Annotated in this window: 10 protein-coding genes; all 10 read left to right on the top strand. The window is 61.0% G+C overall.

Going from position 1 to position 12,515, the window contains the following annotated elements; all coding sequences use genetic code 11:
• The first annotated feature begins 94 nt into the window (after nt 1-94).
• The 10 genes from rpsB (at nt 95) to AK2_RS03160 (ending at nt 12,492) form a co-directional block, all read left to right on the top strand.
• Nucleotides 95-808, top strand: a complete 714-nt coding sequence (gene rpsB, locus AK2_RS03205) for a 30S ribosomal protein S2 (protein ID WP_067931368.1) — start codon at nt 95-97, stop codon at nt 806-808.
• Nucleotides 809-929: 121 nt separating this feature from the next.
• The gene (gene tsf / locus AK2_RS03200; protein WP_067931366.1) at nt 930-1,583 is read left to right on the top strand and encodes a translation elongation factor Ts; all 654 of its coding nucleotides are present in this window, start codon (nt 930-932) and stop codon (nt 1,581-1,583) included.
• 87 nt (nt 1,584-1,670) lie between these two features.
• The gene (gene pyrH, locus AK2_RS03195) at nt 1,671-2,402 is read left to right on the top strand and encodes a UMP kinase (protein WP_067931364.1); all 732 of its coding nucleotides are present in this window, start codon (nt 1,671-1,673) and stop codon (nt 2,400-2,402) included.
• The gene (gene frr, locus AK2_RS03190; RefSeq protein ID WP_067931362.1) at nt 2,395-2,952 is read left to right on the top strand and encodes a ribosome recycling factor; all 558 of its coding nucleotides are present in this window, start codon (nt 2,395-2,397) and stop codon (nt 2,950-2,952) included. Before pyrH ends, frr begins: the two co-directional genes overlap by 8 nt.
• Before the next feature lie 33 nt (nt 2,953-2,985).
• The gene (gene uppS, locus AK2_RS03185; protein WP_083520804.1) at nt 2,986-3,771 is read left to right on the top strand and encodes an undecaprenyl pyrophosphate synthase; all 786 of its coding nucleotides are present in this window, start codon (nt 2,986-2,988) and stop codon (nt 3,769-3,771) included.
• An 8-nt stretch (nt 3,772-3,779) separates the two neighbouring features.
• On the top strand, nt 3,780-4,568 hold the full coding sequence (locus tag AK2_RS03180) for a phosphatidate cytidylyltransferase (protein WP_067931360.1): 789 nt from the start codon (nt 3,780-3,782) through the stop codon (nt 4,566-4,568).
• A 74-nt stretch (nt 4,569-4,642) separates the two neighbouring features.
• Complete coding sequence (locus tag AK2_RS03175; RefSeq protein ID WP_067931358.1) at nt 4,643-5,806, top strand: 1-deoxy-D-xylulose-5-phosphate reductoisomerase; 1,164 nt, start codon at nt 4,643-4,645, stop codon at nt 5,804-5,806.
• Complete coding sequence (locus AK2_RS03170; RefSeq protein WP_439645076.1) at nt 5,803-7,080, top strand: M50 family metallopeptidase; 1,278 nt, start codon at nt 5,803-5,805, stop codon at nt 7,078-7,080. Before AK2_RS03175 ends, AK2_RS03170 begins: the two co-directional genes overlap by 4 nt.
• A gap of 26 nt (nt 7,081-7,106) precedes the next feature.
• A complete protein-coding gene (locus AK2_RS03165) occupies nt 7,107-11,546 on the top strand; it encodes a PolC-type DNA polymerase III (protein WP_245632743.1) in 4,440 nt (1,479 codons plus the stop codon).
• 19 nt (nt 11,547-11,565) lie between these two features.
• Nucleotides 11,566-12,492, top strand: coding sequence for a prephenate dehydratase (locus tag AK2_RS03160; RefSeq protein WP_067931355.1), 927 nt, complete (start codon nt 11,566-11,568; stop codon nt 12,490-12,492).
• Nucleotides 12,493-12,515: the final 23 nt, after the last annotated feature.

The raw sequence follows: 12,515 nt of genomic DNA, 5'->3' as shown, positions 1-12,515 counted from the left end.
CGTCTGTGGACCGAGAGCCGGTGCCGCGCAGATTGCGGTTGGTTCTCGGGCGGAAGCGGACGGAGGACTAACCAAATTAGGAGGTTTGTCGAGCGTGGCTATCATTTCGATGAAACAGCTGCTGGAGGCTGGTGTCCACTTCGGTCACCAGACACGTCGGTGGAACCCGAAAATGGCGAAATACATCTTCACCGAACGGAACGGGATTTACATCATCGACCTGCAGAAGACGGTTCGCAAAGTGGAGGAAGCGTACCACTTCGTGCGCGATCTGTCGGCGCAAGGCAATAAAATCCTGTTTGTCGGGACCAAGAAACAGGCCCAAGAGGCGGTGCGCGAAGAGGCGGAACGTTGCGGGATGTATTACGTCAACCACCGGTGGTTGGGTGGCACGCTGACCAATTTCAAGACGATTCAGAAGCGGATTGCGCGCCTGTTGGAGATTGAGCGGATGGAGGCGGAGGGGACTTTCGAACTCCTGCCGAAAAAGGAAGTCATCCTGCTGCGCAAGGAGCAGGAGCGATTGGAGAAGTTTCTGGGCGGAATCAAGGGGATGACGGAGCTTCCGGCGGCCATGTTCGTGATTGACCCGCGCAAGGAGCGCATCGCGGTGTCGGAAGGCCGCAAGCTCGGGATTCCGATTGTGGCCATCGTGGACACCAACTGCGACCCGGATGAGATTGATTATGTGATTCCGGGCAACGACGATGCCATCCGGGCGGTTCGCCTGTTGACTTCGAAGATGGCCGACGCCGTGTTGGAGGGCGCGCCCCAGGAGCCGGAAGAGGAAGAAATCACGACTGCTTAATCATAAACGACAGGGTTTGGAGGCGATGGGGTGACGGGAGTTTCTGCCTCGTCACCCCATCGGTGTGTCAACCCTTTTCATCCAGTGGTATGTTTGCATGAGAAGTCAAGGAGGGGTTGTCATGGCGGCTGTAACCAGCCAAATGGTGAAAGAATTGCGGGAACGGACGGGCGCCGGGATGATGGACTGTAAACGGGCGCTGACCGAAGCGGACGGGAATATGGAGCGCGCGATTGAGATCCTGCGTGAGAAGGGGCTTGCCTCGGCGGCCAAGAAGGCAGGGCGCGTCGCGGCGGAAGGGCTCGTTGAATCCTACATACACGGCGGTGGGCGCATCGGTGTCTTGGTCGAGGTCAACTGCGAGACCGACTTCGTGGCCAAGAATGACGATTTCCGCACCCTGGTGCGCGACATCGCCATGCACATCGCGGCCAGCAATCCACAGTATGTCCGGCGGGAAGAGGTACCCCAGCAGGTGTTGGACAAGGAGCGCGAGATTGTTCGTGCCCAGACCTTGAACGAAGGCAAGCCGGAACACATCGTGGACCGGATTGTCGAAGGCCGAATCGACAAGTATCTCAAGGAGATCTGCTTGCTGGAGCAGCCGTTTGTCAAGGACCCGGAGAAAACCGTCGAGCAGTTGGTGAAGGAGAAGATCGCCCAGATCGGCGAGAACATCTCGATCCGCCGCTTTGCCCGGTACGTAGTCGGGGAAGGCATACAGAAAGAAGAAAAAGACTTCGTGCAGGAAGTCATGGAGCAGGTCCGCAGGTGAGCGGAACAGGGAACACCGTGAGTGTTCCCTTTGCATATAGGTAGTCGGGACGGCGTTGGCGGCGTGGGATGGAACGGGGGTAGACAGATGGCGACGCCGAAGTACAGGCGTATCGTGTTAAAGTTGAGTGGTGAGGCGCTGGCTGGCGATCTGGGCATGGGAATTGATCCCAACGTGATTCAACGGATCGCCGAACAGATCCGCGAAGTGGTGCAATTGGGTGTGCAGGTCGCGGTGGTGGTCGGAGGCGGGAACATCTGGAGAGGGGTCTCCGGCAGTCAGCAGGGGATGGACCGAGCGACCGCCGATTACATGGGCATGCTGGCCACTGTCTTGAACGCGTTGGCGCTGCAGGATGCGCTTGAGAAATTGGGTGTGGACACGCGGGTGCAGACGTCCGTGGAAATGCGCCAGGTCGCCGAGCCTTACATCCGCCGGCGGGCTATCCGCCACCTGGAGAAGGGGCGTGTCATCATCTTGGCCGGGGGGACGGGCAATCCGTATTTCTCGACCGACACCGCAGCCGCCCTGAGAGCCGCTGAAATCGAGGCGGAAGTCATTTTGATGGCGAAAAACGGGGTGGATGGCGTGTACAATGCCGATCCGCGCTTGAACCCCGATGCAGTGAAATACGACGAGCTTGAGTTCTTCGAGGTGCTGCGCCAAGGGTTGGGTGTCATGGACTCGACCGCCACATCCCTGTGCATGGACAACGACATTCCCCTGTTGGTGTTTGCACTCGGGGAGTCGGGCAACATCCGCCGGGCTGTGCTCGGAGAGCCCATAGGTACCATCATAAGGGGGAAGACGCGTGCTTGAAGACATTGTCAAGTCGGCCCAAGACCGGATGCACAAGACGATTGAAGCGTTGAAGCGGGACTTGGCCACGGTGCGTGCCGGACGCGCCACACCCGCCATGCTGGACAAGGTGATGGTGGAGTATTACGGTGCTCAAATGCCAGTGAATCAGGTGTCCACCGTTTCCGTGCCAGAGCCGCGGCAACTGGTGATCACGCCGTGGGATAAGGGGGTGTTGTCGGAAATTGAAAAGGCGATTCAAAAATCGGACCTGGGTCTCAACCCCATGAACGACGGTTCCGTCATTCGTCTCGTGATCCCGCCTTTGACCGACGAGCGCCGTCAGGAGTTGACCAAGGTCGTGCGCAGGATGGCGGAAGAGGCCCGTGTCGCCATCCGCAATGTACGCCGAGACGCCAACGACGAGCTCAAGCGCACCGAAAAAGCGGGCGACGTCTCGGAGGACGAGGTGCGACGCGGTATGGACCGGATTCAGCAATTGACCGACAGGTTTGTCGTCGAGGTTGACAAGATGCTCGAGGTCAAGGAACGCGAGCTCAAGGAAATCTGAGGCTTGGCAGGTTCTCGGGAGAACGGCTGGAGGATGAAAGGGGACGCGGGGTTCGGCGTGATTGGACGATGGTTCCGCGGGGCGAGGCGGGGGCAGGAGGATTTGCCCGTCCCGACGCAAAATCTGCCGCGGCACGTCGCCATCATCATGGACGGCAATGGCCGCTGGGCACGGCGGCGCGGGCTGCCGCGAGCAGCCGGCCATCACGCCGGGATGCTGGCGATGCGGGAGGTCATTCGCGCCTGTGACGATGCGGGAATTCAATGTTTGACTTTGTACGCGTTCTCAACGGAAAATTGGAAGCGGCCCGAGAGCGAGGTCGAGTACCTGATGCGTCTGCCGGAGGAATTCTTCCGCACGGAGATTGATGAACTGGTGGAGCGCGGGGTGCGTGTGCGGTTCATCGGTGATGTGGAGAAGCTTCCTCCCTATACGAGGGATACGGTGGACCGCACGCTCTCGCGCACCCAGGAGGGAGCGGGCATGATTGTGACCTTTGCTCTGAATTACGGAGGCCGCGCGGATGTTCTGGGGGCAGTACGCAGGGTGGCGGAAGAAATTGTGCAGGGCCGCATGCGAATGGACGAGTTGACGGAACAGTCTTTCGGTCAGCGCCTGGACACAGCTGGCTTGCCAGATCCCGATCTCATCATCCGTACCAGCGGTGAGCAACGGTTGAGCAATTTTCTGATCTGGCAGGCGGCGTACGCAGAGTTTTGGTTTACGGATGTGCTGTGGCCGGACTTTGGACGCCGAGAGCTGTTTGCTGCCCTCACCGATTATGGCCGACGCAAACGTCGCTTCGGCGGGCTGAAGTAGGTGACCGAATGTTGAAGCAACGGGTCGTGACAGCAGCGATCGGAATCATTATCGTGATCGCGCTGATCGCCTGGGGGTACATCCCTTGGCGAGTCACGGTCTGGCTGGCTACGCTGCTCTGCGCGGCGGAGTTTACCATGATGCTGGGGGAGCGCTGGTACCGCCCGCTGGCTGTTTTCAATTACGCGGTGGTCAGCCTGATTGAATGGTGGTCCGGTTGGCACGCTCTGTGGGTGCTGCAAATCATGGTGGCGGTCACCTTGCTGCTGCCGGTGGTGACGCGCAATCGAGTGACGCTGGCCCAGGCGGCCAGTTCGTGGGTCGGCGCCCTGTACATAGGTTATGGTGGCCAGAGTCTGGCGGCCCTTCGTGGTTTGGCGGATGGGTGGTTATGGCTCTGGCTGTTGTTGATTGGGATTTGGATGACGGACACTTCCGCCTACATGATTGGTCGGCGGGTAGGCGGCCCCAAACTGTGGCCTGCCATCAGCCCGGCCAAAACGGTGAGCGGCGCCGCCGCAGGCGTGATGGGGGCTATCGTCGGTGTGCTCGTCTTTGCTTGGCTGGTGCGCCCGTCTCATCACATGTGGGCGTATGTTGTCTTGGGCGCGGCGATCTCTGTCGCCGGCCAATTAGGTGATCTCATCGAGTCCGCGTACAAGCGGACGGCTGGCGTCAAGGACTCGGGACGGCTGCTGCCCGGGCACGGCGGGCTGCTGGACCGGGTGGACAGCCTAATTTTCGCGGCTCCGTTTGCGCTGCTATTGGTCTCCCGGTTGCCGAATTGGTTTCAGTGATTGGATAGGGGATCCGTCCGCGGAGCCCACTCTGGCTGCGAAACGGACGGCGAACACGAGAGGGGGCTTGCCCAGTGGGAACGACGGTAACCGTCTTGGGATCTACAGGGGTTATCGGTCGCTTGACGTTGGAGGTCCTGGCTGCTCTCGGCGACGAGTATCAGGTGCGAGCCCTCGCGGCCGGGCGCAACGCGCAACTGCTGGCTGAGCAGGTGCGCCGATGGCGTCCTGAAGTGGTGGCTGTAGCCGACGACGACGTCGGGCGGGAACTGCTCAGCCGGCTGGCCGGGTGGACACCTAAGCCGAGTGTCGTGGTGGGGGACGCAGGACTCCGTGAAGCGGCCGAGGTGGAAACTGACATCGCTGTATCGGCCATCGTGGGGGCCAAAGGGCTTGTGCCCACATGGAGTGCGCTTGGACGAGGAGCCCGCGTGGCGTTGGCGAATAAGGAGACCCTGGTCACTGCGGGGGATTTGGTCATGCCGCATGCGGCCGCAAACGGAGCGGTCGTCGTGCCGGTGGACAGTGAACACGCGGCGGTCCATCAATGCCTGCGCGCCGGGCGAGCCGCCGAATTGAATGCCATTTGGCTGACAGCTTCTGGCGGACCCTTCCGAACCTGGGCCATGGAGCAGCTCCAGACAGTGCGCGTGGAGCAGGCTTTGGCTCATCCCAATTGGTCCATGGGGCAAAAAATCACGATTGACTCGGCGACACTGATGAACAAGGGACTCGAAGTGATTGAGGCGCATCATTTGTTCGCGGTGTCGTATGATAAGATAAAAGTGGTTGTACATCCTCAAAGCATCGTGCATTCCCTGGTTGAATTCTGCGACGGTTCCATCGTGGCCCAGATGGGCCCGCCGGACATGCGCATGCCGATTCAATATGCGGTGACCTACCCGCAGCGGATTTCTTCTGCATGGCCGCGGTTGAACCTGGCCGAGTGCGGGCCGCTATCGTTTGAAGAGCCGGATTGGCATCGGTTTCCGAGTCTGCGTTTGGCCTACCAGGCCGGTCGTGCGGGTGGTTTGGCCCCATGCATCCTGAACGCAGCGAATGAGATTGCGGTGGCCGCCTTCCTGTCCGGACGCATCCCGTTTATGGCGATCCCGGAGTTGGTGGAGCGGGTGTTGGAAAGCGAGCAGCCAGGTGCGGCATCCTGTCTCGAGGAGGTGTTGGAGGCGGATGCCCGGGCGCGGGCCAAGGCGAGCGCGCTGGTCGAGAGGAGTGGGTGACCCTGTTGAGCGCTGCGATGCTGATGACGGTTCTCAAGTCGGCCATCGCGATTGTGGTTGTGTTTCTGGTGTGCATCGTGCTGCATGAGTTTGGCCATTTCCTCGTCGCAAAGCGGTGCGGGGTGGCGGTGCCCCAATTCGCGGTGGGGTTTGGCACGAAACTGCTCAAGTGGAATTGGGGCGACACGGAGTTCTCGATTCGCCTGTGGCCGCTTGGAGGCTTGGTGCAGCTGGCGGGTGAGGTGCCACAGGACGCTCTCTTTCGAAAGGGAGAGGAGATTGCCTTCCGCCTGGATGAGAAGGGACGGATTGCGCAGCTGGGCAGTCCGCGCGACATGCGCGGCGGCCAGGTCGGGGTGCTGCGGGCGCTCGACCTTGTCGATCGGCTGCAGATGACCATTGAGGCGGACGGGGCGGTGCGCACGTACCAGGTGCGTCCTTATGCGCAGCTGCAGACGAGCCCGCGCAATGCCATCCCGTTGGTGGAGAAACAAGAGCAGGTCCTAGGCAAACCCCTGTGGCAACGAGCCGCCATCATCTTGGCGGGTCCGGTGATGAACTTTTTGTTGGCGGGGGTTCTGTTCGCAGCTTATTACACGCACACCGGGCTTCCCGTGAATCAACCGACCTTGGGCGCCGTGGTCGCTGGATCGCCGGCTTGGAGTGCGGGCCTTCGCGAAGGCGACAAGGTGATAACTATTGACGGCAAAAAAGTGAATACCTGGGTGGATATGGTCGAAGAGATCCGATCCGACAAGGGGAATCCCCCACGGCCCGTTCGCATGGACATTGAGCGCGGAGGGGTGGAGCGTACCGTGGTGGTCCACCCGCGTCTGTCCAGCGCCGGGATTCCTCAGATTGGCGTGAACAACCCAGTCACTCATAACCCTGTGCAAACGGTGGCCAGTGGCTTCTCCGCGGTCTATTTCGGTTCCGTGAACATGCTGGCGGCCCTGGGCGATGTGCTTGTCCATCATCAATTCCAAGACCTGGCGGGGCCTGTGGGGATAGCGGACGTCATCAGCCAGCAGGCGCAGAGCGGCTTCTGGCAGGTGGTGATGATAGCGGGTCTGCTCAGCTTGAACCTGGGCCTGTTTAACCTGCTGCCGATTCCGGCGCTGGATGGCGGCCGATTGTTGTTTATGCTGGTGGAAGCGGTGCGCGGCCGCGCCATCGACCCCAACAAAGAGGGGCTCGTGCATTTGGTTGGGTTCGCCCTGTTGATGTTGTTTGCGGTGGTTATCACCTACCGAGATGTCACGAGGCTGTTCTAAAGGGATGAGTAGTTGGAGGAAGACGAATGAGCGAGATGCAGCACGCGCTGGCAATGGATACGGTCGGATCTAGCGACAGTTTCCAGCTTCCCCTGTGCGGGATTGAACAGGTGCAGCTGCACCTTCAGGCCAAGCGCTTGGTCGTTCGACCCTTGCCGCCGTTCCCCCAAGGGGAGCCATCGGCAACGGCCAATCCTATCGATACGGCGGACGAGTTGTACCGGCAGGCGTGGGAAGCCCTGCAAAATCATCGCCTGGTGGGCCAGGTGTGCCAACAGGTCTTTCCGCCCAGCGTGGAGTTGCAGCTGTTGTCTCCCGTCTGGGAGCGGCGGCCCACGCCAGCAGAGGCTTCGGCCATGGTGCAGGCGCTCCTGGACGCGTATGCGGGCGTGGAACCGTTGGTCGGCAATTTGTTCCGCCGGGCGCGACGCGAGGTGGTGGTCGAGGATTCATCCGTATCGCCCGATGCCACGGTCAACGCCAGGTTTTGGTTGGAGAGTCCATCCCTGCAGGAACAGGTGGAGCGCAAGCGGGCGGGCGAATGGTTGGCCCGCCTGGCGGAACAGGCGTTGGGCCTGCGCCTGATTGTCCGGTTGGATGTGGCTGCGGACGCAAAAGAGCGTGCGGAGCAGCTTCGCCAGGAGCTGCTGGCCCAACAGCGGCAGGAGGTGGTCGAGATTGCCCAGCGTGAACGGCAGGCAGCAGAGGCCCAACCGCCTGCTGTCGACACCTCCCGGGCGGACGCCTCCTCTTCCTGGCGGGGGCGTCGTGAGCGCGACGACGAGCCGATTCCCGAACTGACGATAGGGAAGGGCGACATCCATGGCCCCGTGACCCCGATGAAAGACATCGCGGACGAGATGAGGAGCGTGGTCGTAGAGGGACGCGTCTTCAAGTTGGAGACCCGGGTGCTGCCGAGTGGGCGCAAACTCTACCAATTCAATCTGACCGACGAAGAGGATTCCATCACCGCAAAATACTTTACCAATTCGCCCCGCCAAATGGAGGCGCTGGATCCACTCCGTTCCGGCTCTTACGTGCGCGTCATGGGTGCAGTGCAATTTGATCCCTACCAAAAAGAGCTGGTGCTCATGATTCACGCCATGCGCCCGGCCGAGCCGCCGCGGCGGACCGACACGGCGGTGGACAAGCGCGTGGAACTGCACCTGCATACCCCGATGTCGGCTCTGGACGCGGTGACGCCTCTGCAGCGCTTGATGGAGCAGGCGGCCGAGTGGGGACACCCCGCCATCGCCGTCACCGACCACGGTGGGGTGCAGGCGTTTCCCGAGGCCTACGAACTTGGGCAGAAGTACGGCATCAAGGTGCTCTTGGGTGTGGAAGCGTACGTGGTCGACGACGGCACCCCTATCGTCTATCGTCCGGCGCCGATTGCGCTTGAGCCTACGCGGGAGTATGTCGTCTTCGACACGGAGACGACGGGGTTGAACGCCCGCGAAGACACCTTGATCGAGATCTCGGGCGTCAAGGTGAAAAATGGCGAGTTGGTGGATAGCTTCACCACGCTGGTTGATCCCGAACGCCGGCTGTCTGCGAAAATCACCGAGCTGACCGGCATTTCGCCGGATATGTTGGCGGGTCAGCCCAAGCTGCCCGAAGCCATGGCGCGCTTTCGCGAGTTTGTGGGCGATGCTGTGTTGGTCGCGCACAATGCGGAGTTTGACGTCGGGTTCTTGCATCAGTGTGCGAAGCGGATTGGCATGGAGGACTGGACGCAGCCGGTCATTGACACCCTTGCCCTGGCTCGCCTGTTGTATCCCGGCGAGAAAAATTATCGGCTGAAGACATTGACCAACAAGTTCCACATCGAACTGGTCAACCATCACCGGGCCTTGGCCGACTCCGAGGCGACCGCCAAACTGTTTTTGCGCATGCTCAAGGATTTGGGCGAGCGCGGGATACGCGATCTCCAGGCGTTGAATCAACTGTCCGGGGACATCGATATGTCGCGCGTGCGGCCGTTTCACGCCACCATCCTGGTCGTCAACCAGACAGGATTGCGCAATCTCTATGAGCTGGTGTCGCTCGGCCATACTCGCTATTTGCACCGTGTGCCGAGGTTGCCGCGCAGCGAGCTGGTGCGTCTGCGGGAGGGCCTGTTGATTGGGTCCGCCTGTCAGCGCGGCGAATTGGTGGAAGCCTTTCTGCGCGGCAAATCGCTTGAGGAGATTGAAGAGATCTGCGAATTCTACGATTTCCTGGAGATTCAGCCGCCCAGCCACTATGAAAACCTGGTCCGCGACGAAACTGTGCAAAGCCTGCAGAGCATCCGCGACATGCACAAACAGATTGTCGAACTGGGCAAGCGGCTGAACAAGCCGGTGGTGGCGACTGGGGACGTGCACTTCCTCAATCCCAAGGACGGGGTCTTTCGCGAGGTGTTCCTGCAGGCTCAACCGGGCACTCAGGACGCGCGTTCGGCGCCGCTGTTCTTCCGCACCACCGACGAAATGTTGGCCGACTTTGAACACCTGGAGGAGCAGGACCGTAAGGCGGTGGTCATCGACAACCCGCGCGCCATCGCGGACGCCTGCGAGGTGGTCAAGCCGATACCGGATGATCTGTATACGCCGGTCATCGACGGAGCGGAAGACGAAATTCGCCAGCTGGCCTATGACAAGGCCAAGCGCTGGTACGGAGACCCGTTGCCGGACCTGGTCGAGCAACGGCTGCAAAAGGAACTGAATTCTATCATCAACAACGGCTTTGCCGTGGTCTACCTGATTGCTCACAAGCTGGTCACCAAGTCGCTGCAGGACGGGTACCTGGTCGGCAGTCGAGGTTCTGTCGGAAGCTCCTTGGTGGCCACGATGACCGACATTACGGAGGTCAATCCGCTGCCGCCCCATTACCGCTGTCCGTCCTGTCGGCACAGCGAATTCATCACGGACGGCAGCGTCGGCTCCGGATTCGACCTGCCGGCCAAGGACTGCCCTCGTTGCGGCACGTCGATGGTGAAGGACGGTCAGGACATTCCGTTTGAAACGTTCATGGGCTTCAACGGCGACAAGGTCCCGGATATCGACCTGAACTTCTCCGGGGAGTACCAGCCCCGGGCGCACCGGTACACGGAAGAACTGTTCGGCAAGGACCATGTGTTCCGAGCCGGGACCATCTCCGCGGTGGCGGAGAAAACCGCCTACGGATATGTTCGCAAGTTCGCCGAGGAACGGGGGCTGCATCTGCGCAGCGCGGAGATGGAGCGGCTGGTGGAGGGGTGCACCGGGGTCAAGCGCACGACCGGCCAGCACCCGGGCGGACAGGTGGTGGTGCCCCGGCACGAGACCATTTATCATTTTACGCCCGTGCAATACCCGGCTGACGACAAGACAACCGGCACCTTGACCACTCACTTCGACTACCATTCCGGACTTGAGCGGTGTCTGCTGAAGCTGGATATCCTCGGCCACGACGATCCGACGGTGATCCGCATGCTGCAGGACCTCACGGGTGTGGACCCAAAGTCCATACCGTTGGACGACCCCAAGGTCCTGGAGCTGTTCCGCGGGACTGAAAGCCTCGGCGTGACTCCCGAAGAGATCCGGTCCGCCACGGGCACCTTTGCGATTCCCGAATTCGGCACCAAGTTTGTCCGGCAGATGCTCGAGGACACGAGGCCGACGACGTTTTCCGAGCTGGTGCGAATTTCCGGCCTGTCGCACGGGACGGATGTGTGGCTGAACAACGCGCAGGACCTGATTCGCAACGGGATCGCGACCTTGTCCGAGGTCATCTGTGCGCGCGACGATATCATGGTGTATCTGATCTACAAGGGCTTGGAACCGGCGCGGGCGTTCAAGATCATGGAGTCGATCCGGAAAGGCAAAGGCGTCAAGGAAGAAGACGCCCAATACATGCGTGAGCACGGCGTGCCGGAGTGGTACATCGAGTCTGGGCGCAAGATCAAGTACATGTTCCCCAAGGCGCATGCTGCCGCATATGTCCTGATGGCGGTCCGCATCGCCTGGTTCAAGGTGTATCATCCACTGGCGTTTTATGCGACGTACTTTACGGTGCGGGCGGATGACTTCGACGTGGAATTGATGGTTCGCGGCAAGGAAGCCATCCGCAATCGCATCGAGGAGCTGGAGGCCAAGGGAAACGCCGCGTCCGCGAAGGAAAAAAGCCTCCTGACCGTGCTTGAAGTCGCGTTGGAGATGACAGCGCGCGGGTATCGCTTCCTTCCGATTGACTTGTACCAGTCTCATGCCACCCGGTTCCAGGTGGTGGAGTCTGAAAACGCCCTGCTGCCGCCGTTTGCTGCCATCCCGGGGGTGGGGGAGAGCGCCGCCACCAGTCTTTATGAAGCCTGTCAGCAGGGCGCGTTCCTGTCCATCGAGGACCTGCAGGCGCGGAGCAAAGTCTCCCGTGCCGTCATCGACATCCTGGATTCCCTGGGGTGTCTGAAGTCGTTGCCGGAGACCAATCAACTGTCTCTATTTTGAGTCGTGCAGGGGGGATACCGTGCGTCTATACTACTTGGGGCCGGAGGGAACCTTTTCGCAGGAGGCTGCCGCGTATTTCATCAAGCTGTGGCCGGGCAGAACGGTGGAGGCTTGTCCGCTGCCGTCCATTGCGGCCGTCATTGAGCGGACGCAAAGGGAGTGTCGGGAAGCGGTGGAAGCGGGCCGGGAAGGGGAGGCTCCGTTTGCCTCCATTCCGTTGGAGAACACCATTCACGGCGGTGTTACCACCAGTTGGGACTTGCTTGGCCAAATCGCTTTTCGGACCATGGACCAAGCTTCCTCACATTGGGCGGACCTGCAGATTGTCGCCACCCACACCTTGGCCATTGAACACTTCTTGTTGACCGTGAGTGCGGATGTGGAGCTGAACGAGATTGAAGAGGTGTTTTCCAAGGCCGAGGCGCTGGCTCAATGCCAATCGTGGCTGTCCGAGCATCTGCCCCATGCCCGCCTCACGGCGGTGGCCAGCACGGCCGAGGCGGCTCGCCACGTACGCGAGGCAGGACAGCGTCAATGGGCGGCCATCGGCTCCGCCCAGGCGGCGGCTGTTCAGGGATTAGCCGCTGCCTACACGTGCCTGGCCGCGAGCGAGGGGAATCAAACCCGCTTTGGCTTGATTGGCCTGCCCATGCTGACGCCGCGGGCCGTGCGCCGGCACGGCGGCCGGCGCAAGCGGTCGTTAGTCCTGGAGGGGGTACCGAATCGGCCCGGCGGACTTGTTGACACCCTGCGCGTGTTTTGCGGCAGGGGATTCAACCTCAGCCGCATCGAATCCAGGCCCAGCGGCACAGGGCTGGGCACCTACGTCTTCTTTGTCGATGTGGATTGGGACCCCGAGGCGGCTCCAAAATGGCGCCAAGTGCGGGCCGAGTTGGCCGAGATGGGCATCCGTGCGGCCCACCTCGGGCTGTACCCGGAAGTGTGACCCGGGGATGAACCGTTGCCGTG

The sequence above is a fragment of the Alicyclobacillus kakegawensis NBRC 103104 genome (assembly GCF_001552655.1).
In the GTDB taxonomy this organism is placed as follows: Bacteria; Bacillota; Bacilli; order Alicyclobacillales; family Alicyclobacillaceae; genus Alicyclobacillus_G; species Alicyclobacillus_G kakegawensis.
Note: the sequence above shows the minus strand (reverse complement) of the source record. Positions and strands in the feature narration are given on the sequence as shown.